Origin of the sequence: Klebsiella aerogenes KCTC 2190 (genome assembly GCF_000215745.1) — a bacterium.
GTDB classification, from domain to species: Bacteria; Pseudomonadota; Gammaproteobacteria; order Enterobacterales; family Enterobacteriaceae; genus Klebsiella; species Klebsiella aerogenes.
The window spans coordinates 2,872,311-2,897,029 of sequence record NC_015663.1 but is presented as its reverse complement, the minus strand read 5'-3'; the positions used below and the strand labels follow the sequence as shown (position 1 = coordinate 2,897,029).

The following is a 24,719-nucleotide window of genomic DNA, read 5'->3' as shown; positions in this document are numbered from 1 at the left end:
CTCTTCTCTCCTTCTGAACCACTCTGGCGGTTAGCGCCACCAGGCGTTAAATGATTGTGTCTTATCAGCGACCCACACCGGTTCGCCCAGCATTGGCGTGACTAAACGCCACTCACGTCCTTCGCTAGCTGCCGCCAGCCGCTGGTACGGATCGTCCCAGCTGTGTTTTGCCAGCACAAAGCGTCCGGCATGCCCCGGTAATACCGACCGGGCGCGTAAATCATCGGCGGCCTGCGCCGTTTCTTCCGGCATCATGTGGATGTACTTCCAGTCCTGGTCATATTGACCGTTTTCCATGATTGCCAGATCGATAGGGCCAAACTGTTCGCCAATGGCCTTAAAATGCGGGCCATAGCCGCTATCGCCGCTGTAATAAATCTTTTCCTGCGGGGTGACGAACAGGAAGCTGGCCCATAAGGTCTGGTTGCGTTTCAGCCCACGGCCGGAGAAATGGCGAGCCGGCAGCGCATGTACGGTGAGTTCATCGCTGATTTTTATCGTCTGGTTCCAGTCCACTTCATCAATAATCGCCGCATCCATTCCCCAGTAGCGCAGATGCGAGCCGACGCCGAGCGGCGTCACCACGCGTTTAACTTTCGGCATCAGCGCCTTAATGGTGGCGTAGTCGAGATGGTCGTAGTGATCGTGGGAGATAATCAGCAGATCGATCTCCGGCATCCGCTGCGCGTTCCACGGGTAATCACCGGGGAAAGCCTTATTGATGAAAGAGAACGGCGCGGCGTAATCGCTAAATACCGGGTCGATCAGGATACGTTTACCCGCCAGCTGCAGATACCACGATGAGTGACCGAGCCAGACCATGACGTCTTCACCAGACGGCAAACCGGCAAGATCGGTATTCACCAGCGGCAACGGCTGCTGCGGGCGCGCGTTTTCTCGTTTCGTGACCAGAAAATCCCACCACGCGGCCAGCATGTTTTTCTGGCCGGTGAATCCCGGCGTCGGCAGTTGGTTATGGAACTGGCCGTCACGGTAGTTCGGCGACTGTTCGACAAGACTGAGCTGCGCACCCTGCGGCGCTTTGCCAAAACCGGCATTAAGAACAAACGGCAATGTCGTTGCTGCTGCTAATAACATAATGGCGACCACGCTAAAGGTGACACGGTTCATATCCTGACCAGACGAAAGCCCCATCCAGGAGACTTTATGATATAACTTGATTATGAGTGAGTAAGCACTCATTATTAGGAAGGAGTAGAAAATCGTCAAGACTATTTTCAATTTTTGACATCTGCCGTTGCAGTTGTGCGGTCCGCCGTGATTAGATCGAGGTTTAACTTTCAGCGAGGTAAAATGTAGTGGCTCGTCCTAAGAGTGAAGATAAAAAACAAGCGTTACTGGAAGCCGCCACGGCCGCTTTCGCCCAGTCCGGCATTGCCGCTTCAACATCGGCGATAGCCCGCAGCGCGGGGGTTGCCGAGGGAACGCTGTTTCGCTATTTCGCCACCAAAGATGAGTTGCTCAACGAGTTATACCTCGCCATTAAGATGCGCTTAGTACAGACAATGATCGCCGGGCTCAATCCTGACGAAAAACGCCCGAAAGAGAACGCGCGGAACATCTGGAACAGCTATATCGACTGGGGAATGCGTAACCCTATGGAATACCGCGCCATTCGCCGTATGGCGCTGAGCGAACGCATCACCGATGAAACGCGCATCCAGGTCAAAGAGAGTTTTCCCGAGCTTAACGAAATGTGCCAGCTGTCGGTGAAAGCGGTTTTCCTTAGCGACGCCTATCGCGCTTTCGGCGATGCCCTGTTCCTGTCGCTGGCCGAAACCACTATCGAGTTCGCCAGCCACGATCCGCAGCGCGCTCGCGAGATCATTGCCCTCGGTTTTGAGGCCATGTGGAATGCGCTGCATGAGAATGAGTCGTAATGGATAACGAAGCGCTACACCATCACGCGCAGCGTATCGCGCTAACCTACCCTTTCACCGAACACTGCTGGCCGTTTGGCCCGGAGTATGACGTGTTTAAAGTCGGCGGGCGTATTTTCATGTTGACCATGACCCTTCGCGGGCGAGCCATAGTCAACCTGAAGGCCGATCCGCAAAAATCGCTGCTCAATCAGCAAATTTACCGCAGCATCGAACCGGGCTATCACATGAACAAAAAGCACTGGATCACCGTGGTGCCGGGCGAGGATATCAGCGAGGATTTACTTGCCGAGCTTATTGACGACTCGTGGAATCTGGTGGTGGATAAGCTGGCAAAAAAAGACCAGCGCCGGCTGCGTCCCGGCTGATTTTCAAATAAATGCGATAAGTGTTATCGCATTTTTCACTCTTATCATTTCCCGCGCATCGCTGTACTCTTCATCCCACGAAATGTGCCCGTAAGGGGCTGAAAATTGTGAGGAAGAGTCATGGATATTATCTCAGTTGCCTTAAAACGTTACTCCACTAAGGCTTTTGATCCGGCGAAAAAACTGACGGCTGAACAGGCGGAAAACCTGAAAACGCTGCTGCAATATAGCCCGTCGAGCACCAACTCTCAGCCATGGCACTTTATCGTCGCCAGCAGCGATGAAGGTAAAGCTCGCGTCGCGAAAGCAGCCAGCGGCACCTATGTGTTTAACGAACGTAAAATCCTCGACGCTTCCCACGTTGTCGTGTTCTGTGCGAAAACCGCAATGGACGATGCGTGGCTGGAAAAAGTCGTTGATCAGGAAGATGCCGATGGCCGTTTTGCCACTCCGGAAGCCAAAGCCGGTAACCACAAAGGCCGCACCTTCTTTGCCGATATGCACCGCAAAGAGCTGAAGGATGACGATCAGTGGATGGCGAAACAGGTTTATCTTAACGTGGGCAACTTCCTGCTCGGCGTGGCGGCAATGGGTCTGGATGCGGTGCCGATCGAAGGCGTCGATTTCGCCATCCTCGACGAAGAGTTTGGCCTGAAAGCGCAAGGTTATACCAGCGTGGTCGTGGTGCCGGTCGGTCATCACAGCGTGGAAGACTTCAACGCCGCGCTGCCGAAATCCCGCCTGCCGCAGTCCACCACCATCACCGAGATCTAATCTCCGCGCGCATCCCTCCCCGGTGGCGCTAACGCTTACCGGGGCTACCAACCGAGTGCCGGATCGTAGCCCGGATAAGGCGCAACGCGCCGCCATCCGGGGAGGGCTGCGGCGATCGCTTACGCTTAGCAGGGAAAAACCGTTACTTTTTCTCCCCCTCGCCGGCGTGCCAGATCCGCTCGGCGTAGCGACCAATCATCGCCAGCGATACCGCCAGGATAAGGAAGAACACCACCTTGTGCAGGCTATACCAGAAGAATTCGAAGAAGCGGGTGTAGAGGTTGATGGCAAGAAACGTCAGGCCAAATCCACGCAGCATGCCATCGTCGGTTTTCAGGCTGATATAAATACAGATCGCCGCCGCCAGCGCAAACAGCAGCCCCCACGGCAGCAGTTGCGCCTGGCTCACCCCATACCAGCTATCGGAATCGTAGTTGCCGAAAATCGACAGGATCCACAGCGCGACAAACAGCCAGGTCAGCCCCATCGCCTTACTAACGGTAAACAACTGCCGCTGGTGTAATACATTTTGCATCAAGTAGCACAGCGCCAGCAGCACGCCGCCGAACAGCACGAAACGAATCGGGAAGCTCATCCCCAGCCAGTAGGCGCCCCAACCTGATACATAGCCGGTTTCCGCGCCAAACCAGTTACCTAACGCCAGCAGGAAGAACAGCCACACCAGCCCGGAGCGGGCGAAAAACCCTATCAGGCCGTAAATGGCGCAGCCGAGCAGTATTAGCGGCGCCACATGGCCGCTGCCGTCGTCCAGCCGATCGCCTAGCTGCCACAAGGCAATGGCGGTACAGACGACGCCGAGGAACAAAATCGCCTCGGTGCTGTAGTGCCACTGGGATTCGCGCCGCTGGCGGCGGAACCCCCAATAGTAAAATGCGATGGCCAGCAGCGTCGGCAGAATAATCCGCGCGACAGCGGAATCGCTGAACAGATTGATAATCGCCGCAATCAATTCAGCGTCGGCGAACAGACTCCCCAGCGCAATCAAGACGCAGGCTATCGCGGTCCAGAAGGCATAGCGGCTCAGGCGCTGCCAGTCGAAAGTACGGACAGATAGCGACGCTGACAGCCGTTGGCCATCACTGCTGTTCAGAACCCCCTCCTGCTGCCATTGCTCAATAGCGCGTTGAAGAATCCGCTGCTGCTTGCGGGTGACGTTCATAAGCGTTCCTTGTCCATTGCGGGCTTAGCCCTGTTGATCCAACCAGGCCAGCGCCTGTTCTCCGGTTTCATCCAGCGGTAAATAGACCAGCAGACGCGAACCGTTGCGCGGCGCGGAATACCAGTACATTTGCTGCAGGCTAAAGCGCCCGAGCTGCGGATGGTTAAAATTTTTCACCTGGTTTTCGACGCCGCGCACCTCATAGCGCTGGTGCCATAGCGCTTCGAACTCCGCTGAAGCGGCGAAAAAGCGCGCCAGCTTATCTTCCCACTCTGGCGAACCGCGATGCTCAGCCATCGCCGCGCGAAAATAGGAAACAAAAGTCGGCAACACATCGCGATTTTCAATGCGGCTACGCCAGGCTTCGCAGGTGAGATAGAGATAGATGCAATTGCGGTCTTCTTCGGCAATCGTCGCGAAATCAACGCCCATCAGGCGGCAAAAACTGTCATTCCAGGCGACGATATCAAAGTTCGGTTTCTGAATGCTGGCGGGCTGCGGCATCAGGCTATCAAGCATGCGTCGGGTTCCGGGACTGATCCCCTCGCAAACCGTGGCCTGCGTATTCTCCGGCGGCGTTAAGCCGGCCAGTACGAACAGATGGCGGGTTTCCAGCGGGCTGCACTGCAGCGCGCTGGCCACGCCGCTTAATACCGCCGCCGACGGATTCACTTCCCGCCCCTGCTCAAGCCAGGTGTACCAGGTCACGCCGACGTCCGCCAGCATCGCCACCTCTTCCCGGCGCAGCCCCGGCGTCCGCCGCCGCCCGACGCGCGGCAGGCCGAGACGCTGCGGGTCAAGGCTTTCGCGGCGGGCGCGCAGAAATGCTCCCAGCTGTTTACGGCTATCATCGGGCGCGAGATTCAGCGCCTCACGTTGCAGCATTAGCGTCATTGTTCCTCCAGCATGGTAGTACCAATACCAGTATAGACAGGAACTGGTACCCGTTTAATTAATCGGAGATGCTACGGCCATCCGCTGAATGACGCAATGGAGAGATCCGATGAATTCGTCTGCTGTTTCACCCGGCCGCGCCGGATTACTGCTGTTACTGACCGGCCAGATGCTGCCGTTAATTGATACCTCGATAACCAACGTGGCGCTGGACTCGATCACCCACTCCCTCGACGCCAGCGCCACCCAACTGGAGCTTATCGTCGCGCTGTACGGCGTGGCCTTTGCCGTCTGCCTGGCGATGGGCAGCAAACTGGGCGATAACTATGGACGCCGCCGCCTGTTTCTGTGGGGGGTGGCGGTATTCGGCATCGCCTCGCTGCTATGCGGAATGGCTAACTCCATTAACGCCCTACTCGCCGCACGAACGCTGCAAGGTGCCGGCGCGGCGCTGATCGTGCCGCAAATCCTCGCCACCCTGCACGTCACCCTGAAAGGCACCGCTCACGCCCGGGCGATCAGCCTGTACGGCGGTATCGGCGGCATCGCGTTTATCGTCGGCCAGATGGGCGGCGGCTGGCTGGTCTCCGCCGATATCGCCGGGCTCGGCTGGCGTAACGCCTTCTTTATCAACGTGCCTATCTGCCTGCTGGTGTTGGCCTTTAGCCGCCGCTATGTGCCGGAAACCCGCCGCGAAATCCATTCCAGTATCGACTGGGAGGGAACTTTCAGCCTGGCGTTAATCCTCTGCTGCCTGCTGTTCCCTATGGCGCTGGGGCCGGAGCTACACTGGCCATGGGAGCTACAGCTGCTTTTGCTGGCCGTACTCCCCCTGCTCGGCTGGATGCGCCTGAGCGCGCTGCGTAAGCAGCAGCGCGGCGAGCAATCGCTGTTACCGCCACGGCTGTTGAAACTCACCAGCATCCGTTTTGGTATGGCTATCGCACTGCTGTTTTTCAGCGCCTGGTCCGGCTTTATGTTTTGTATGGCGCTGACCATGCAGGCCGGGCTGGGGATGGCGCCGTGGCAGTCCGGCAACAGTTTTATCGCTCTCGGGGTGGCCTATTTTATCTCCGCGCTGTACGCGCCAAAGCTTATCGCTCGCTACAGCATGGGACGGATTTTGCTGATTGGCCTGGTGGTGCAGATTAGCGGCCTGCTGCTGCTGAGCGTCACCTTTTATCAACTTGGCCTGCGGACCACGACGCTGGCGCTGGTGCCCTCCACCGCGCTGATCGGCTATGGTCAGGCGTTAATCGTCAACAGTTTCTATCGTATCGGGATGCGGGACATTCGCGCTTGCGATGCCGGAGCCGGTAGCGCCATCCTCAGCACCTTGCAGCAGGCGACGCTGGGGCTGGGGCCGGCCATTCTCGGCTCACTGTTCTTAACCCTGGCCAAGCGCGGCGGCGGTGACTATACGCAGGCGCTGATCGTCTTCCTGCTGGTCGAGGTGGCGATGATGCTGCTGCTGGGCGCTATTGCCCTTTGGCTGCGCCATCACCTGAACCTGCAGCCGGCGGCGACGGCGTCCTGATTCACAACTGTGTAACCTCTGATTTGCATAATAGTCATCCAGCGGTCATCATAACCGCTGGATGTACAGGAGACGTTATGCAGGAATTAATATCGCAAATCGCCGCATTAGGCATCAAAATCACCCCTACCACCTCGCTCATCATTACTTTTGGCATTATTTTTCTGACGGCGATTGTCGTTCATCTCATTCTGCACAAAGTGGTTCTACGCACCTTTGAAAAGCGGGCGCAGGCCAGCAGCCATTTATGGCTGCAGATCATTACGCAAAATAAACTCTTCCACCGCCTGGCGTTCACCCTGCAGGGGATTATCGTCAACGTTCAGGCCGTGCTCTGGCTGCAGAAAGGCAGCGAAGCGGCGGAAATCTTATCTACCTGCGCGCAATTGTGGGTCATGGTTTACGCCATGCTCTCTTTCTTCTCGCTGCTGGACGTGATTTTCAACCTGGCGCAAAAATTCCCCACCGCCTCGCAGCTGCCGCTTAAAGGTATCTTCCAGGGGATTAAGCTGGTCACGGCGATTATTATCGGCATCCTGATCATATCGCTGCTGATTGGCCAGTCGCCGGCGATTCTGATTAGCGGTCTTGGCGCGATGGCCGCCGTGCTGATGTTAGTATTTAAAGACCCGATTCTTGGCCTGGTGGCCGGGATCCAGCTTTCCGCCAACGACATGCTCAAACTCGGCGACTGGCTGGAGATGCCAAAATACGGCGCCGATGGCGCGGTTATTGATATCGGCCTGACGACGGTAAAAGTGCGCAACTGGGATAACACTATCACCACGATCCCCACCTGGTCGCTGGTCTCGGATTCGTTTAAAAACTGGAGCGGGATGTCGGCCTCCGGCGGTCGTCGTATTAAGCGCAGCCTGAACATCGATACCACCAGCATCCATTTTCTTGACGAGCAGGAGCAGCAGCGCCTGATTCAGGCCAAATTGCTGAAGCCCTATATGGACTCGCGCCATCAGGAAATTAATGAGTGGAACCAACAGCACGCTAATGAACCGTCGGTGCTTAACCTGCGCAAAATGACCAATATCGGCACCTTCCGCGCCTATCTGCAGGAGTATCTGCGTAACCATCCGCGGCTACGTAAGGATATGACCATGATGGTGCGCCAGCTGGCGCCGGACGCTAACGGCCTGCCGATTGAGATCTACTGCTTCACCAATACCGTGGTGTGGGCGGAGTATGAAGGCATTCAGGCGGACATCTTCGACCATATCTTTGCGGTGGTTGATGAGTTCGGCCTGCGTATTCACCAGACGCCAACCGGCAACGACATTCGTTCACTGTCGGGCGCGCTGTCGTCATAGCATTTGTAATGTCGCCCCGCCATTCCGCGGGGCGATAAGCCTTACGCCGGGCGGCGCAGCAGTTTGAAAGCGGCAAACAGGAAGATAATCCACACCGGCAGCAGTATTGCCGACAGACGCATCCCGTCAATGGTGCACATCAGCACCAGAATCAAACCGAGAAAGGCGATACAGAAGTAGTTGCTGGCTGGCGCCAGTAACGCTTTGAACTTCGATTCACGCCCCTTACGACGCTGCGCGGCGCGAAACTTCAGATGCGCCATGCAGATCATGATCCAGTTCAGCAGCAGCGTCGCCACCACCAGCGCCATCAGCAGCCCCAGCGCTTCATGCGGCAGCAGATAGTTGAGCACCACCACCAGCGAGGTAATAACGCCTGACAGCAATAGCGAATTCACCGGCACGCCGCGTTTGCTGACGCGGGCGAGAAACTTCGGCGCATTGCCCTGTACCGAGAGGCCGAACAGCATCCGGCTGTTGGAATAGACGCCGCTGTTATAGACCGACAGCGATGCCACCAGAATGACGAAGTTCAGCGCGGAAGCCACCACGTTGCTGTCAAGATTATGGAAAATCATCACAAACGGGCTGCTATCGGATTTAATCTCTACCCACGGATAGAGCGCCAGCAGCACCACCAGTGAACCGATGTAAAACAGCAGGATACGGTAAACCACCTGGTTAACCGCTTTCGGAATGCTCTTTTCCGGATTTTGCGCTTCCGCAGCGGTGATGCCGATAAGCTCCAGGCCGCCGAAAGAAAACATAATCACCGCCAGCGACAGCACCAGGCCATGCCAGCCAGTGGCGAGGAAACCGCCATGCTTCCACAGGTTATCAAAACCGGCTTTGCTGCCGCCGTGGCCGCCGAACAGCATCCACAGGCCAAAGGCGATCATGCCGATAATCGCCAGCACTTTAATCAGCGCGAACCAGAACTCCGCCTCGCCGTACAGGCGTACGTTGACCAGGTTGACGGCGTTAATAATGATGAAGAAAGCCGCCGCCCAAACCCAGGTGGGGACATCGGGGAGCCAGTACTGCATATAAATCCCGGCGGCAGTCAGTTCCGCCATTCCTACCAGCACGAACATCACCCAGTAGTTCCAGCCGGACAGGAAACCGGCGAACGGGCCCCAGTATTTATAGGCAAAGTGGGCAAAAGAACCGGATACCGGCTCTTCCACCACCATCTCGCCAAGCTGGCGCATAATCAGAAAAGCGACAATACCGGCCACGGCGTAACCCAGCAACACCGCCGGGCCAGCCATTTGAATCGCGGGACCAATGCCAAGAAACAGGCCGGTGCCAATCGCGCCGCCAAGGGCGATAAGTTGAATATGTCGGTTCTGTAAACCGCGATGAAGCGTCGGGCCGCTCTCTTCTACGGCATCCGACGACGTTGACGCGTCTTTCACGTCGTTCCCCTGTGTGTTTTTGTGAAGGGGCACCTTTTATCACTTAGGGGGGATTGTCGCAAGTTGCGCGGGGCAAGCATCAGCCGCCCGCCCCGCTTTTTTAGCGTTAGAAGTCGTAGCTCATTGAGACGCGAACGGTACGCGGATCGCCTTCGAACAGATAGGTTCCGGTATCGTCAATGCCGGACCAGTACTTCTCGTTGGTCACGTTGGTCACCCCGATGCGCCAGGTCATTTCGTTCTGGTCGGCGTTCAGGCGCATACGATAGCGCAGGCCTAAATCCAGGGTGGTGTAGCTATCCAGCTTCTTGGTGTTGGCCGCATCGGCATACTGCGAGCCGCTATGATTGACACGCGCTGTCGCGGTCAGGCCTTCCACCGGCTTAATATCATACTCGGCGCCGAGCACCGCGTAGAAATTAGCCACCCCGATGGCATCTTTACCATCGGTTGCGCCTTTAGCGGTTTTAGTCTGTTTGGCATCCAGCCACACCGTACTGGCGTTAAGACGCAGCCCCAGCATCGGCTCGCCGAAGACGTTCATCTCTACGCCGCGGTTACGCTGCTCGCCGTCGAGGCCGTAATTGCCAGCGGTATCGGAAATGGCGTTCGGTTTTTTGATTTCAAACAGCGCCAGCGATCCGCCGATCGTTCCGTAGTCGATCTTGACGCCCACTTCGTCCTGCTTCGAGTGCGCGATCCCGGTACTCTGCCCGGCATTGGCCGCCGTAGTCGGCGCCACAGAGCCCGGCTGCAGCGCTTCGGTATGGTTAGCATACAGCGACAGCTGCTCCCACGGCTTGTACACCAGGCCAAACGTCGGCATCCAGCGGCTTTGGGTATAACGCGAAGAGGTATCTTCCAGTCCGGTGGCGTTGCTGTAGTTGCGCACGACCACTTTCTGATGACGAGCAGCCGCGGTAAACAGCACCTTATCGTTAAAGAAGCCGAGAGTGTCGCTCAGCAGCCAGCCCTGCGTACGGCTGCGCGAGGTGACCAGCGGATCGTGGTAGTTGCCGCCAAAATAGGCGTTATCCGGCATTGCCACATCGCGGTTGTCATAGATATTGGTGGTCGGATTCTTCGCCGACATCCGCCAGGCGGTCGCATCGGTATGCACCTGCGCCGCATAGCCGAGATTCACCTTATGCGAAATCGCACCGGTATTGAAATCGCCGCGTACCCCGCCCATGCCGCTGATCGCGTCGATGATGCGGTTAGTATCAAGGCGGCCAACCGTTGCATCGCCGTTTTTATTGAGCAGCTTCGGCGCGCTGTAGGTGCCGATTTCATGCGAATGCTGACCGCCGAGGGCGCTGTATACCGTCCAGCTATCGCTCAGGTCATATTCCGCCTTCGCCATGCCGAACTCGCTTTCAATATCGCTATAGCCCCACTTCTGGCTGTAGTTTTTGCTGTTGTCCGGCAGCGCCGGGATGAAATCTACGCTGCTGATATTGACGCCCATCGTACCGCCGTGGAACGTTTTCTTCTGATAGCCGAAATCGAGCGAGGAGCGGAAACGATCGCCACGGTAATCAAGCCCCAGCGAAGCCAGCGTGGTACGGCGTTTATCGTTATCGATAGCGCCTTCGCCCTCGCGATGCACCAGGTTGACCCGGGCGCCGAACTGGTTGTTATCGCCGAAACGGCGTCCCAGGTCGAGGGTACCGCCAACCTGCGAATCAGAGGTATAGTCGACGCCAACACGTGCGGTCGGCAGATCTTCCGCCCGTTTCGGCTCGAGGTTAATCATCCCGCCGACGCCGCTGCTGGCCGCGCCGTTAAGCAGGCTGTTAGCCCCTTTGAAAATTTCAACGCGCTCCAGCATCTGAGTGTCCATCACCTGACGCGGCACCACGCCCGCCAGACCGCCCATGGTCATGTCATCGCCATCGAGCTTAAACCCGCGGATTCGATAGGTCTCGGCGAAGTTGCCGTAGCCCTGTACGGCCTGCACGCCAGCGTCGTTACTGACGACATCGGCGATGGTTTTCGCCTGCTGATCCTGAATCAGCTTCGAGGTATAGCCGATGACGTTAAACGGGACGTCCATCGCCTTTTGTTCGCCAAGCATCCCCAGACGGCCGCCGTGGGCGATCTGCCCGTCGAGGAATGCCGGAACCACCAGGTCGCCGCCGGATTTAAAATCGCTGGTTTCGTTAGCCTCGACGATGAGGGTCTCTTCGCCAGGTTGCTTCGCGGCGGTAGCGTCCGCGGCCATCGCCGTTTGACTGGCGGCGCCGATGGCTAAGGCCAACAGCGTTTTACGCAGCGGGAAGGATGAATAGTGCGTGGTGTGCATAATTTGCCCCATGGATGAGGATAAATGGATCAAAGGGCCCGTCGCCGGGCCAGTTATTTTTATTGCTCGTTCAGGTCGATGCGTACGACGCTGTCCGGGCCTTTAGTGGAGTGGTCTTTATTGAAGGGCTGTTTGACGGTGACAAACAGCGTCTGACCATCGGCGGAAAGCAGCAGGCTGTTGGGATTGGCCGGCAGCGCCCAGCTTTTCTTCAGCGTGTAGCGGCTGTCGTCAAGGCTGATAACCTTGCCGGATTCACGCTGTGAAATATAAATTTCGTGGCGTTTCCCATTGAACTGCACCGCCAGCGAATCGCCGACCTCGAGCTGTTTAAGCAGTTTGCCACTGTGGATATCCAGCACCAGGGTGGTTTTCGCTTTCGAGTTATCGGTCACGAACAGACGACCGGTGTCGCTATCTTCGGCCATATTAAGCAGCAGCGCCGGCTTGTCGCCCAGCGGCTTCCAGCGCTGTTCAATGCGTTGGTTACGCGGGTTAATCACCAGAATTTCACCGCTGCCGTTGGCGGCGTATACGCGCCCGGTTTGTGCGGAATAGTGCAGGCCGGTCATCCATTTACCGGTGTTTTTAATCCGCGTTTTCAGCTTCATGGTAGCGGCGTCAACCACCCAGATTTGCGCCGGGTCGGCGACCGCGCCAACGTAGAGGGTATTATTTAACAGCAGCAGCTGACGCGCCCCATAGGGGAACCCTTTTTCATTGCGCTCGCTGAACAGCAGGCGGTTTTTTACCTTGCCGGTGGCGGTGTCGATAGCGCTGATGCCGCCGTCAAGCGAATTGCTGACGTATAGCGTTTTACCATCCGCAGAGAGCTGCAAAGCGAAGTTTTTCAGATCGGTATGCGTCAGGCCGATGGTATTAAGGGTTTGCGGATCCAGCTTGTAAACCGCCCCGCCCTGCACATCTTTAAAGCCTTCGGCGCTGGCGACGTACAGCGCATCACCCTGCGGGCTTAGCGCCATCTCGTACAACCCTTCCGCTAGCTGGCGCTGCAGCGGTTGCGCCACGTTAGCCGCAGGAGAGTTAACAACCGGTTGCGCGACGGCAGCGGAATGGTGAGTCGCGCAGCCGCCTAACGTCGCGCTGATGGCCAGCGCCAACGCCGGAAGAGTGTATTTCATTGGAACAACCCTATAAAAAATCAATGACCCGGTGGTCGCGCAGTGGCCGATATTGTGTGTTTCCGGCCTGCTGTCTTTGCGTCACCCTACGCCTTTGCTGTTCCTTGTGAACGACTCACTGGCGCAGATCGATCCCTGCTTAGCCTGCGAACAAAAAAGAGAATGAGAACTATACGCATTATCAGGTGTCAGGCAACCCCCGGCGGGCAAAAAAGATAATCTGCTGATTATTTAACGTGGAATAGCGGATTGATAGGGGAAGAAAGAAACTTCGGGATCGATACATACCCGGATAGCGGGGCACTACGCCTTATCCGGGCGACAGGAGGCTATGCCGCACGCTTCTTGCGAAGGGCGGCTTAGCACGCTTAATGCAATTTCAGGCGCGGGCGAATAATCCGGTTAATCCCGCCGGACAACATCATCAGGCCGGTTTTTAAATAACCGTGCAGCGTCACCTGGTGCATCCGATACAGCGAATCGTAAACCATCCGCGCAATACGGCCTTCGACCATCATCGGGCCGATCGGTAGATGCCCCATGATGCTGCCAAAGGTCGTGTAGCCGGAGAGCGAAACCAGCGAACCGCGATCGCGATAGGAGAACGATTTCAACTTATGCCCCTTCATCCGGGCGATAATATTGTCGGCAGTGAAGAGCGCCATTTGATGCGCCGCCTGGCCGCGCGGTGGAATAAATCCACCTTCCGGACGCGGGCACGCCGCGCAGTCGCCGAAAGCAAAAATATCAGCGTCGCGCGTGGTTTGCAGCGTCGGGGTCACCACCAGTTGATTAATACGGTTGGTCTCCAGCCCGGCAATATCCTTCATGAAGTCCGGCGCTTTTATCCCCGCCGCACAGACGATTAAACTCGCCTCGATAAACTGGCCATCTTTGGTATGCAGGCCGCCTTCTTCAACGCCGGTGATCATGGTATTGGTCATCACATTCACGCCAAGTTGGGTCAGCTTTTCGTGCACAGCGCTGGAAATCCGTTTTGGCAGCGCAGGTAAAATACCGTCGCCGGCTTCTATCAGGCTGACATTTAACGCTTCGTTGGTCAGATCTTTATAACCGTAGCTACGCAGTTCTTTTACCGCATTATGTAATTCGGCAGATAATTCAACCCCGGTAGCGCCCCCGCCAACAATGGCAATATTGACCTTACCTGACGTCTGAGGGTCGGCAGAATAGCGCAGAAATTGGTTCAGCATTTGCTGATGAAATACTTTTGCCTGCTCAGAACTGTCGAGAAAAATACAGTGCTCTTTAACACCCGGCGTATTGAAATCATTGGAAGTACTGCCCAGCGCCATTACCAGAGTGTCCCAACATAATTTACGCTCCGGCACCAACACCTCGCCTTGTTCATCCCGCAGCGCGGCGATAGTAATCGTTTTATTCTGCCGATCGATATCCATTACCGAACCGTGCTGGAAGGAAAAGTGGTGTTTGCTGGCATGGGCAAGAAAGCTTAACGCATCCACGCCTTCATCCAGCGAACCAGTGGCGACTTCGTGCAGCAGCGGCTTCCACAGATGGCTCTGGCTGCGGTCTACGAGAGTGATATTCGCTTTCCCTCGGCGCCCTAATTTACGTCCCAGTTGGGTCGCTAGCTCCAGCCCACCGGCGCCGCCGCCGACAATAACGATCTCTTTTAATGGCGTAGTCAATGTGACCTCCAAAATAATTAATTAAATGTTAATTAAAAACACTCTAAATAATTTTTAGTTAACAATAATCCAAACAATAAAATGCCAGACATCCATTAGATGATGACGCGGTGCATATTGGTAATCGCAAATTTAATTGGCGGCAATTTTTAATCGGGATATTATTGTACAAGTTTCCGGGTAATTTTCCTGCACGTATATTCGAGGTAAACAAAAAGGCCACCAAATTATTATTTGGCGGCCTGGTGGTGGATTAGATAATAATAACCAGCAAGTCTTATATTTCACTAATTAATGGTGATTAGCGGCATCCCGGTATTCCTGTGGTTTAATAACGCATCATCACCGATTTAAGTTCAGTATAATCATCAATAAACGCGCTACCAAACTCACGGCCAATACCCGATCCTTTCATGCCGCCGAACGGCACCGCCGGGTCGAGGAAGGTATGCATGTTGACCCAGACGATCCCGGCGTCAATGGCCTGCGAATAGCGCAGCGCCTGGCGGATATTATCCGACCAGACGCTGGCCGCCAGTCCATACGGCGAAGCATTAATTCGGGCCAGCGCCTCTTCTTCACTGCGATAACCAATAAAGCTGCATACCGGGCCGAAGGTCTCCTCGCGCATCAGGGTGCTCTCTTCGCTGCGCACCTTAACCGCCGTCGGCTGCAGGAAATAGCCCTCGCCGGGCAGCGCTTCGCCGCCGCAGACGATGGTATCCCCCTCTTCGCGTGCGGTCTGAATGAGCCGCAAGACCTTGTCATACTGCTGGCGGTTGGCCAGCGGCCCCATCAGCGTTTGTTCATCCAGCGGCGACCCCGGCGCGAAAGCGCTGAGCCTGTCTTTCAGCAGCGCCAGCACCGCATCCAGTTTGCCCTGCGGCAGATAAAAGCGCTCAGCGGCGGCGCAAATCTGCCCCTGGTTGAGGTAACCGGCTTCGATAATGCCGTTCACCATGGCCTCCGGCGTCAGGTCATCGAGAAACAGCGCGGCGTTTTTACCGCCCAGCTCCAGCGTAACCCGTTTACCTGACGCACTGGCCGAGTGCTGGACTTTTTCCCCGGTCGCCACCGAGCCGGTGAAGCTCACCTTGGCGCAGGCCGGATGCGTGATAAGGCGTTGGGCAATCTCGCCGCCGGCGCCGTTGACCACGTTAATGACGCCATCCGGGATACCTACCGCTTTCGCTAGTTCCGCCACCCGCAGCAGCGTCAGCGGCGTATACTCGCTCGGCTTGAGGACGATAGTGCAGCCGCAGACCAGCGCCGCCGCCATCTTCCAGATGGCAATCATAATCGAGAAGTTCCACGGTACGATGCCGACCACCACGCCCAACGGCTGGCGGCGGGTAAAGGCGGTATATTTCTCCCCGGCCATCGACGGCAGCGAGACATCCAGGGTTTCGCCGGTGATTTTCCCCGCCCAGCCGGCGAAGTAGCGCAAAAACGCCACCGACTGATCCAGCTCGAGCATTCGCGCCAGCATGATGGTTTTACCGGAGCAGAGACTTTCCAACTGCGCCAGCTCTTCGCGATGCTCTGCCAGCGTGTCCGCTAGTTTCAGCAGCAACGCGCCGCGCGCCAGCGTCGGCATCTCGCGCCACTGATTAAACGCCTGGCGGGCGCTTTCCATGGCTCGGTCCGCCTGGCCGACATCCGCCGCCGTGATTTCGGCAATCGCCTCTCCGGTCGCCGGGTTTATCACCGCGAACGGCGCGCCGTGGCCCGCCTCCCGATGACCGGCAATAAACTGCCCGTGCGGCTGGCGTAAAAAGGCGGTCACTTCCGCCAGTAAGGTTATTTCGCTCATCGTCAGCACTCGTTTTTCAGCAAAGTTAGCCCATCACAGCACGGTTGCGCCGCGCCGCCCATCGTTCTAAAGAACGTCATTCTTCCGGACGATATTCAACGCCCGCGCGGCGTGCTGTGATGAGGACATTGAGCCAGGCAAGACGACAGGGTAACGCGATGAATATTAAAATCGATGCGCTGAACTACTACGGCGCGACGAAGAAATACCAGCTCCATTTTCCGGCGCTGCGGGAAGATATCGAAGCCGATGTGGTGATTATCGGCGGCGGCTTCTCCGGCATTAACACCGCGCTGGAACTGGCGGAACAGGGGATCACCAACGTGGTGGTGCTGGAAGCGCGCCATCTTGGCTATGGCGGCACCGGGCGCAACGGCGGCCAGGTGATGGCCGGGATCGGCCACGATATCGAAGCGGTAAAAAAACACGTCGGCAAAGAGGGGCTGGAAACGCTGTTTAAAATCGCCAATCTCGGCGCGGGTATCATTCGCGAACGCATCCGCAAATACAACATCGACGCCGATTTCGTACCCGGCTACGGCTACCTGGCCTATAACCAGCGGCAGCTTAAAACGCTGCGCCAGTGGGAAAAGGAGTTTAAAGCCGCTACCCCGGATGAAGAGATTGAACTGTATACCGGGAAAGAGGTACAGCAGGTGGTCGGCTCCGAGGTCTACTGCGGCGCGCTGAAACATATGGGCGGCGGGCAGATCCATTCACTCAATATGCTGCTTGGTTCGGCACAGGCCGCGCATTCTCTGGGGGTGAAGATTTTCGAATCCTCACCGGTAGTAGAGGTGAATTACGGCAAACAGGTGCAGGTGCGCACCGCGATGGGCAGCGTTAAAGCCGCAAAACTGCTGTGGGCCTGCGACAGCTTCCTCAACAATATGGAGCCGGAGATCTACAACAAAACGCTGGTCACCTACTCCTATCAGGTGTCTACCGAGCCGCTCTCCGATGAACTGATCGAGCGCATCAGCCCGCTGCGCGGCGCCTTCAGCGATATTCGCCCGGTGATTAACTACTACCGCGTCACTCGTGAAAACCGCCTGCTGTTTGGTAGCGCCACCCGCTTCCTGGAGTATACGCCGAACGATTTCGCCGCCTGGAATCGTACGCTGCTGGCGGAGGTCTTCCCGTACCTGAAAGATGTGAAGATCGATTTCGCCTGGGGCGGGCCGATGGCCTGCAGCGCCAACCTGTTCCCGCAGATTGGCACCTTACGCGACCATAACAACGTCTTTTACGTCCAGGGGTACTCCGGCTTCGGCGTCACCCCCTCGCACATCGTGTGCAAAATCCTCGCCGAAGGGATGAATGGCGGTTCCGACCGCTATCGTCTGCTAAGCAGCATTCCCCACGCGACCATCCACGGCCGTGACAGCCTGCGCTTGCTATTAGTCACCGCCGGAAAACTGATGCATCAAACCGCCGGTTTCTGGAAAGGCCGGAGTTAATCAGGAGAACGCTATGCACGCTTTTAAACTCAAACACCCGGTACCTGAACTACAGCCGATCGGCAGCGTCAGCCTGCTCGGCGCGACGCCGACCGTCGGCGACCCGCAGGTAGCGGGCGCGATGATCTACGGCGAGCCGCAGGACGCCTTTACCTGCGGACTGTTTTCGTCCACCGAAGGGAGCTTTACCATGACCTATCCGTTTACCGAACACGCCACCGTGCTGGAGGGCGAAGTTGAACTGACCGTCGCCGGCGGCGAGCCGCAGCGCTTCGCGCCGGGGGACAGCTGGTTTGTCAAACAGGGCACCGAAGTGGAGTGGAAAATCCTCACCCCGCGTTTCGTCAAACACTATCTGGCGAACGTCGAGACGCGCTAACACGCTGATAATGCCCGGCGGCGCATTACGCCTTCTCCGGGCGACCAAATCGCACAGCGCTGTAGCCCCGGTAAGCGGCAGCGCCACCGGGGATTTTGAGGCCAAATTAAAGGCAGGCCGCACGGACCGTAGGCCGGGTAAGGCGCTAGCCGCCGCCCGGCAGAAATACGCGCAACGTGGCAAGACAGATGGCCCCGCTTTCCGGGGCTATTTTATTTATCAACCGCCACATTCATGGACTACGTCACAGATTCACCCGTTGCTCTCCACCTTCCGGACGATATTCGTTGAGCAGGATGCCCGCCTAAATTATGACTATCCGGGAGTGGCGCTGGCTATTCCCTGCCCTCCCCTACATTGTGCAGAGGTTGACTATGTTTAGTAACAGACTCGCCAGCCATCTTGAACGCGGCGTCGTCGGCTTTCCGACGACCCTCGCCAGCTCGGTTGGGCTGATTATGGCAAGCCCGGTGATCCTGACGGTCACCAGCGGATTCGGCATGGGCGGCGACACCTTCGCGCTGGCGGTACTGCTGGCTTTTATTATGATGCAGGCGCAGGTCACTACCTTCGCTGAAGCCGCGACGTTAATCCCCACCACCGGTTCGGTGTACGACTATATCTCCTGCGGTATGGGCCGCTTCTTCGCCATTACCGGCGCGCTGTGCGCCTATCTTATCGTCCATATCTTCGCCGGCACCGCGGAGACCATTCTCGCCGGCATTATGGCGCTGGTGAACTTCGAATCGGTCAACGCGCAGATGGCCGCCCATCAAAACACCTGGATGGTCGGCGTCGGTATGGTGGTCATTTTCGGCCTGCTGAACGCCATTGGCGTGGAAATTTTCGGCAAGGTCGAAGTGGTGCTCACCTTTGGCATGTGGACGACGCTGACCATTTTCGGCCTGTGCGGCATTTTTATGGCGCCGGTGACTCACCTTTCCGGCTGGTTCGGCACGCCGCTGAACGTTAGCGATATCTCCGGCCTGTTCGGCTATATCGGCATGGCGATGTTTATGTTCGTCGGCTGCGAACTGGTGACGCCGATGGCGCCGGAAATCAAAAAAGCCCACCGCACCATTCCGCGGGCGATGGCGCTGGGTCTGCTGGGCGTCGCCAGCTGCATGTTTATCTACGGCGCGGCGATTAACCGCCAGGTGGAAAACGTGGTGATCGATGCGGCGAATAACGTCCATCTGCTGGACACGCCGATGGCGATCCCGGCCTTCGCCGAGCGGGTGATGGGCCACGCCGGCCAGTACTGGCTCGGGGTCGGCCTGCTGCTGGCGGGCTGCGCGACGATTAATACTTTGATGGCCGCGGTGCCGCGTATTATTTACGGTATGGCGCTGGACGGCGCGCTGCCGCGTTTTCTTACCTGGCTGCATCCGCGCTTCAAAACACCGGTGATCGCGATAGCCATCGGCGTGGCCATTCCCTGCCTGCACGCCTGGTACCTGAACGGCGATCTGGACCGCATCGTGCCGCTGATCCTCGCCGCGGTCTGCGCCTGGGGCGTAGCCTATCTGCTGGTCACCCTGTCGGTGGTGATGCTGCGCATTCGCCGCCCGGACCTGCCGCGCGCCTACCGCTCGCCGTGGTTCCCGCTACCGCAGATTATCTCCAGCGTCGGAATTATCATCGCGATCGTGAATATTACCCCACCGGGGATGGACAGCCGCGAGGTGCTGGTGCCGTTCGGGATTATGCTCGGCCTGACCGCCGCCTATGCCCTGTTCTGGACGCTGTGCGTACAGCGCGTTAATCCGTTCAAGCCGCTGGAGGTGGAAGAGGTGGTCGAGCGCGCTATCGGCAATTACGAGAAACAGACCCGCGGGGAGATGACGCCTGATGTCCTCCGTCCCCTGGTTTGAAACGCCATTAATGAACGCGGTGCAGCGCGACTTAGCGGGCTGGCCGAGCGAAAAACTGAGCGAAAGCAGCGCGATGTTGCGGCTAAACGACGTCACCGCCGTCACCTTCAGCGTGCGCCAGAAGCGGCTATTTATGGCCAGCATTCACAGCTGCGAGTTTGTCGTCGAGGGGCCGGTTACCCGGCCCGCTCGCGGCAAGATCCGCGCCCACCAATCCGGCTGGCTAAAACGCCTGCCAATCCATTTTATCGGCAGTAAAGAGAGCGCGGAACTCGCCGGCTATCTCAATGGTTTTCCTAATCTCCAACAGACCTTAAGCGAGCTGGACTACCGCCGCTTTTCGTTGACCTTTGACGATAGCGGCTGGCGCTGCTGCATTGAACCCTGGGCCGCCAGCGAAGTGGTCTGTAAAATGCCGCCGCTGCGCCGTTATCTGAAGCTCGAAGCGCAGCAGCGGATGCTGCTGCTCAGCGTACTGGCGATGATTAATCAGGCGATAAGTCAGTGGATGGTTGAGAAGATCAATAATTAAGACCTTATTGCCATGACATCACGCGCCGATCAGACTCTCCAGAGGAATGCCGAACTGTGCATGAAGCCGGCGAATCATCGGGAGCGTCAGGTTCCGCGTGCCATTGAGTATTTCATAGACGCGATTAGATTTACCAATTGCTGGTTCCAGATCTTTTACGGTAAGCCCCTGCTGCTCCATGCGAAATTTTATGGCTTCAACGGGGGTGGGCGGCTCGATGGGATAGTGCCTTTTCTCATACTCTTCAATGAGCAAGCACATCACCTCAAAAAAATCGCCCTCTGGCGTATCAGGTGCTGGTTCATTATCAAAAAAAGGTTCAACCGCGCTTAACGCGGCTTCGTAATCTTGTTCAGTGCGGATAGGCTTAATATTCATTATTTACTTCCTCTCTATCGTCTCAGCGTTTATCACGTCATATTCCTTATGCGTTCCGATAAACTTAACGAACATCCATCCCCGCAGATAAGCAACAGCTACAATTAACCGATAATCATTTCCCTTTATGTTGAATACCACCCGCTTATTTTTCAATATGCTTGCGCTGCGGTATTGGTCCTTAATCTCCGCCGGGGTTTTCCAGTCAGCCTTTATTGACTCGTCCACCCAAGCCTTTAGCGGTTGTTCCGCGTCGGGATTCTCCGCCCAGAAATCCCTGAGTACTTTCACTGAGATTATCTTCATGGACGGATATTAGTCCCAATTCGGGACCAGGTAAAGAAAAAAGTCCCGAAACGGGACTTTTGAGCCACATTGCGTCTTGCCCTTCCCCGCCATCACCGCGGGGAAGCTGAGGTGGTTTATAGCAGACCAAACTGCTGCGCCAGCCGATCGATGGCCTGGCGCTGGAACTGCGCGAATGCGGCGCGCGGCTGCTGCTGCTGAATAAATTCCAGCAGCGGATCCTGAACCTCGGTGCGCACCCCGCTCAGCGTTTCCATCACCGCCAGGCCGCAAAACGGCACGTAGGACTCGGCGTAGCCGCCTTCATGCACCATCACCAGTTTCCCGCCGCATAGTCGATCCGCCGCCTGCTGGACCTGTTCGGTCATCGCGCGGAAGCTGTCGCTATGTAGCTGCATCCGCGCTAATGGATCCATCGCGTTGGCGTCATAGCCGCAGGCGACAATGATCAACTCCGGTTCAAAACGCGCCAGCGCGGGAATGACGATAGTTTCCAGCGCATAGCGCCAGCTGTCGTCGCCCGCCCCGGCCAGCAGCGGAATATTGATGTTGTAACCTTCGCCCGCGCCAACGCCGCGATCGTCCTCCCCGGAGTAGCCAGGCGGGAAGCAGCCATCCTGATGCAATGAGATAGTCAGCACATCATCGCGCTGCAGATAGATATGCTGTGTACCGTTACCGTGGTGAACGTCCCAGTCAATAATCGCTACCTTGCCGAGCCCCAGCAACGCTTTCGCCCGTTCAACGGCAATGGGAATATTGGCGAGGAAACAAAACCCCATCGACTGGTCCGGCAGGCAGTGGTGTCCTGGCGGCCGCGACAGTGAATAGGCGTTATCCAGCTCCCCTTTCAACACCGCTTCCACGGCGGCACAGGCCAGTCCGGCGGAAAGGCAGGCGATTTCATAACTCCCCGGCCCCAGCGGCGCTTCTTTGCCGAGCATGCCGCCGCCGTTATCGCTGATTGCCTTAAAACGTTTAAGATAGCTATCAGGATGGATCCGCCGCAGGTCCTCAAGGCTCGCCGCCGCCGCGCTGCGTAGTTCCAGCTGCGGCGTCAGCCCGGAGACGTCCATCAGGTTTTTCATCCGCCGTTTGGTCTCCGGCGACTCGGCATGGCCGCCGCCAGCCGGCGGCTGCACCCAACCACCGACCGGCAGCGTTACCGCGTGCAGGCCGGTACTGTGCCAGAAACAACGTTCATCAAAGAAGAAACCGGTTTTTCTTTTCACTCTATCCTCCCGTTGGCTAAACCTTTTCCGGCGGACGACGCCGCCGCAATCAAAATCAGCGACAGCAGCGCGCAGGCGCCTGCCGCCGCCAGCAGCGGATTGGCGCTGGCGAAGTGTTGCAGTAAGGCCCCCGCGAGCGCCGGACCGGCGGCCATTCCGCCGCCGATCACCAGATTGATGCCGTTCATCAACCGGCCGTTATTATCGAGCGCGGCCACGCGAGCGAGGATAAAGGGCAGCACGAATGTCCAGGTGAACTTAAACAGCAGCGCCGCAATGGCGTAACGCACCAGCAGCGGATGGCCCGTCAGTAACAGCACGCTGGCGATCAGCAGCGCGTATCCCAGCCACACCGCCAGCCGGTCCGGACGTTGGGTACCGCGCAGCGCCGCGCCGCCTGCGCCGATAATGCCGAACACCGTCGCCGCCGCCAGCACCAGACCGATCTGTGTCGGACTCAACCCCGCCCCGCTGCCGATGGTGCCGATAAAGGTCCATACCGCGCTGAGGCTGATATAGAAGGTGAGAACTGCGAGCACCGCCAGCGCCTTTCGCCACGACGCCGCAGGCGGCTGGCGATGGGAAGCCGATCGCGCTTGAAAACACGACGGGAAGGCGGAAACCAGCGGCAAACAGCAGAGCATGATGGCGGCGAGAATCAGATAAACAACCTTCAGGCCAAAGGTCACGAACAGGCCGGGCAACACCAGCAGGCCAAGCATGCCTAACAGCAGCTGCCCCAGTACCCAGAATGCGTACACCCGCGATGGATTCGGCGTTCCCGCCGCGCAGCTGATGCACAAAATCATTAGCGTGCCGCCCGCCAGGGAAGCAATAAAGCGTACCGCCAGCAGCGACGCATACTGAGTTACCACCGCCGAAGCAAGGTTAGCGAGCAGAAATACCGCGCAGGCGACGAGTGCCACCCGCCGCCAGTCGAGGCGGTTCATCCACCACCACGCCGGGAGCGTCGCCAGGCTCATCGCGCCGAGCTCCGCCGAAAATAGCCAGCCGATCTGTCCTGGTTTAAGGTGCCATTCGCTGGCCAGCTGCGCCGCCACCGCCGGCGCGGTCATTAAAATCCCCGGCGCAATGGCGGCGAAAATAACAATCGCCGCCAGCAAACGCAGCGACACCACCAGCCCGTCAGGCCGGGAAAGGGTATTTTCAGAAAGAGGTGTACTCGACATCGTAGGGCGTGCTCCAGTCAAAAAAGCCTCCCCCCGGACGGTTATCCAGGGAGTGATACCCACAGGCATCAGGAAAACGCCGTGCTGCCACGGCGCGCGCGGGATGCGATAGTCAGATTACAGATGCAGCGTACGCTGAGCGGCAGGCATCCAGGTTCGGGAAACGAGTTCAGTCCGGTTGACGACTTCGGTTTTGGCGAAAATATTGCGCAGATGGGTTTTCACCGTCGAGAGCGAGATATCCAGCTGGCGGGCAATCAGCTTATTGCTGGCGCCTTCACGCACCATGCCGACGATTTCGCGCTCTTTGGCCGTCAGGATGGCAGGGAGTTCATCCTCTTCCTGCAGGAAATCGCGAATAGCCAATTCCACCAACGGCAGTACCGCCTGGGCCCGCAGCCGTTCCTCGCTGGAAAAAGGCACGTCGCGCATCAGCGAGATACCGGCAACGATCCGCCGTTCGCGGCGAATAAAGATTTCGGTCATGTCGCGTACGTTATTCGGCAACATAAATTCATGATAGTAATGGCGGTTGCGGTCGCAGAGCCGCGGCGTCATCGCTGCCATGGTCGTACTCTGGTGACTAAAGTGCGCCGGCAGGTGTGGATCCAACGGCTGGAAGCTCTCCAGATATTGTTGGTGTGTATTATCCGAAATATTATGCAATATATAGTTTTCAGGTTTTAAACGATTATTTACTCGATAAAAAACCGCTGAAGACAGTGGAATTAACTGTGAAATAGTCTGTAAACAACGGGCTATTATCGCATCATTACGACTGGCTTTTAATAAAGCAGACATGATATTTCCCCCCGTCAAGGTGGTGGTGCGTAACACGCAGATTACCAGAGTAAGATGAAGCATACATTTCACATTTAAGTAACACAATCATTAACATGTTAACAATGTGATATCCATTACAAATTTTTCATCAATACATTGTTATTTAAAGCATTTAAAAATCCACCTGCTATCTGTTAACGTAGCGGCGTTAAAACATAAACAAAAGTTATTAACATTACGCGTTATTTTCCGGCAAGG

General features: G+C 57.0%; 22 protein-coding genes. 9 read left to right on the top strand and 13 right to left on the bottom strand.

What is annotated here, in order from left to right; all coding sequences use genetic code 11:
- Positions 1–30: 30 nt before the first annotated feature.
- Positions 31–1,131, bottom strand: a complete 1,101-nt coding sequence (locus EAE_RS13705; RefSeq protein WP_020079396.1) for an MBL fold metallo-hydrolase — start codon at positions 1,129–1,131, stop codon at positions 31–33.
- Positions 1,132–1,319: 188 nt separating this feature from the next.
- Here EAE_RS13705 and EAE_RS13700 point away from each other — a divergent pair, with 188 nt between their 5' ends.
- The 3 genes from EAE_RS13700 (at position 1,320) to nfsB (ending at position 3,043) form a co-directional block, all read left to right on the top strand.
- Positions 1,320–1,901: a TetR/AcrR family transcriptional regulator gene (locus tag EAE_RS13700; protein ID WP_015704684.1), complete on the top strand. Its 582-nt coding sequence runs from the start codon at positions 1,320–1,322 to the stop codon at positions 1,899–1,901.
- The gene (locus tag EAE_RS13695) at positions 1,901–2,269 is read left to right on the top strand and encodes an MmcQ/YjbR family DNA-binding protein (RefSeq protein ID WP_015367809.1); all 369 of its coding nucleotides are present in this window, start codon (positions 1,901–1,903) and stop codon (positions 2,267–2,269) included. Before EAE_RS13700 ends, EAE_RS13695 begins: the two co-directional genes overlap by 1 nt.
- Before the next feature lie 120 nt (positions 2,270–2,389).
- Complete coding sequence (gene nfsB / locus EAE_RS13690) at positions 2,390–3,043, top strand: oxygen-insensitive NAD(P)H nitroreductase (RefSeq protein WP_015367810.1); 654 nt, start codon at positions 2,390–2,392, stop codon at positions 3,041–3,043.
- A 142-nt stretch (positions 3,044–3,185) separates the two neighbouring features.
- On the opposite strand, the gene EAE_RS13685 is transcribed toward nfsB, so the two are convergent.
- The gene (locus EAE_RS13685) at positions 3,186–4,223 is read right to left on the bottom strand and encodes a DUF2157 domain-containing protein (protein ID WP_015704683.1); all 1,038 of its coding nucleotides are present in this window, start codon (positions 4,221–4,223) and stop codon (positions 3,186–3,188) included.
- Positions 4,224–4,247: 24 nt separating this feature from the next.
- Entirely contained in the window at positions 4,248–5,117 is an 870-nt protein-coding gene (locus EAE_RS13680; protein ID WP_020079399.1) for a helix-turn-helix transcriptional regulator, read from the bottom strand.
- Between the two features lie 109 nt (positions 5,118–5,226).
- Between EAE_RS13680 and EAE_RS13675 the strand changes: the two genes are divergently transcribed.
- Both EAE_RS13675 and EAE_RS13670 read left to right on the top strand, forming a co-directional pair.
- A complete protein-coding gene (locus EAE_RS13675) occupies positions 5,227–6,654 on the top strand; it encodes an MFS transporter (RefSeq protein ID WP_015704682.1) in 1,428 nt (475 codons plus the stop codon).
- 77 nt (positions 6,655–6,731) lie between these two features.
- Positions 6,732–7,976 carry a mechanosensitive ion channel family protein gene (locus tag EAE_RS13670; protein ID WP_015367814.1) on the top strand — a complete coding sequence of 415 codons (1,245 nt, stop codon included), beginning with the start codon at positions 6,732–6,734 and terminating at the stop codon, positions 7,974–7,976.
- A gap of 41 nt (positions 7,977–8,017) precedes the next feature.
- Here the strand turns inward: EAE_RS13670 and pheP are convergent, their stop codons facing one another.
- From pheP to EAE_RS13645, 5 genes are all read right to left on the bottom strand, one after another.
- A complete protein-coding gene (gene pheP, locus EAE_RS13665; RefSeq protein ID WP_015367815.1) occupies positions 8,018–9,394 on the bottom strand; it encodes a phenylalanine transporter in 1,377 nt (458 codons plus the stop codon).
- 106 nt (positions 9,395–9,500) lie between these two features.
- Positions 9,501–11,699: a TonB-dependent receptor gene (locus EAE_RS13660; RefSeq protein ID WP_015704681.1), complete on the bottom strand. Its 2,199-nt coding sequence runs from the start codon at positions 11,697–11,699 to the stop codon at positions 9,501–9,503.
- 59 nt (positions 11,700–11,758) lie between these two features.
- Complete coding sequence (locus EAE_RS13655; RefSeq protein ID WP_015704680.1) at positions 11,759–12,841, bottom strand: YncE family protein; 1,083 nt, start codon at positions 12,839–12,841, stop codon at positions 11,759–11,761.
- Positions 12,842–13,209: 368 nt separating this feature from the next.
- The gene (locus EAE_RS13650; RefSeq protein WP_015704679.1) at positions 13,210–14,514 is read right to left on the bottom strand and encodes an NAD(P)/FAD-dependent oxidoreductase; all 1,305 of its coding nucleotides are present in this window, start codon (positions 14,512–14,514) and stop codon (positions 13,210–13,212) included.
- Positions 14,515–14,842: 328 nt separating this feature from the next.
- Positions 14,843–16,327, bottom strand: a complete 1,485-nt coding sequence (locus EAE_RS13645) for an aldehyde dehydrogenase family protein (RefSeq protein WP_015704677.1) — start codon at positions 16,325–16,327, stop codon at positions 14,843–14,845.
- Between the two features lie 158 nt (positions 16,328–16,485).
- On the opposite strand from EAE_RS13645, the gene EAE_RS13640 reads away from it, so the two are divergent.
- The 4 genes from EAE_RS13640 to EAE_RS13625 all read left to right on the top strand — a co-directional run bounded on the left by EAE_RS13640 (position 16,486) and on the right by EAE_RS13625 (position 20,572).
- Positions 16,486–17,787: an NAD(P)/FAD-dependent oxidoreductase gene (locus tag EAE_RS13640; RefSeq protein WP_015704676.1), complete on the top strand. Its 1,302-nt coding sequence runs from the start codon at positions 16,486–16,488 to the stop codon at positions 17,785–17,787.
- A gap of 13 nt (positions 17,788–17,800) precedes the next feature.
- Positions 17,801–18,166 carry a cupin domain-containing protein gene (locus EAE_RS13635; RefSeq protein WP_015704675.1) on the top strand — a complete coding sequence of 122 codons (366 nt, stop codon included), beginning with the start codon at positions 17,801–17,803 and terminating at the stop codon, positions 18,164–18,166.
- A 374-nt stretch (positions 18,167–18,540) separates the two neighbouring features.
- Positions 18,541–20,040, top strand: a complete 1,500-nt coding sequence (locus tag EAE_RS13630) for an APC family permease (RefSeq protein WP_015704674.1) — start codon at positions 18,541–18,543, stop codon at positions 20,038–20,040.
- A complete protein-coding gene (locus EAE_RS13625; RefSeq protein ID WP_015704673.1) occupies positions 20,018–20,572 on the top strand; it encodes a DUF3156 family protein in 555 nt (184 codons plus the stop codon). Before EAE_RS13630 ends, EAE_RS13625 begins: the two co-directional genes overlap by 23 nt.
- An 18-nt stretch (positions 20,573–20,590) precedes the next feature.
- Here EAE_RS13625 and EAE_RS13620 read toward each other — a convergent pair whose 3' ends face one another.
- The 5 genes from EAE_RS13620 to EAE_RS13600 all read right to left on the bottom strand — a co-directional run bounded on the left by EAE_RS13620 (position 20,591) and on the right by EAE_RS13600 (position 24,479).
- Positions 20,591–20,950, bottom strand: a complete 360-nt coding sequence (locus tag EAE_RS13620) for a helix-turn-helix domain-containing protein (RefSeq protein ID WP_015704672.1) — start codon at positions 20,948–20,950, stop codon at positions 20,591–20,593.
- A 3-nt stretch (positions 20,951–20,953) separates the two neighbouring features.
- Positions 20,954–21,256, bottom strand: coding sequence for a type II toxin-antitoxin system HigB family toxin (locus EAE_RS13615; RefSeq protein WP_015704671.1), 303 nt, complete (start codon positions 21,254–21,256; stop codon positions 20,954–20,956).
- Positions 21,257–21,372: 116 nt separating this feature from the next.
- The gene (locus EAE_RS13610; RefSeq protein WP_015704670.1) at positions 21,373–22,488 is read right to left on the bottom strand and encodes a class II histone deacetylase; all 1,116 of its coding nucleotides are present in this window, start codon (positions 22,486–22,488) and stop codon (positions 21,373–21,375) included.
- Positions 22,485–23,678, bottom strand: coding sequence for an MFS transporter (locus tag EAE_RS13605; RefSeq protein ID WP_015704669.1), 1,194 nt, complete (start codon positions 23,676–23,678; stop codon positions 22,485–22,487). The genes EAE_RS13610 and EAE_RS13605 overlap by 4 nt, the downstream gene beginning before the upstream one ends.
- A 117-nt stretch (positions 23,679–23,795) precedes the next feature.
- Positions 23,796–24,479 carry a helix-turn-helix transcriptional regulator gene (locus EAE_RS13600; RefSeq protein WP_015367829.1) on the bottom strand — a complete coding sequence of 228 codons (684 nt, stop codon included), beginning with the start codon at positions 24,477–24,479 and terminating at the stop codon, positions 23,796–23,798.
- Positions 24,480–24,719: the final 240 nt, after the last annotated feature.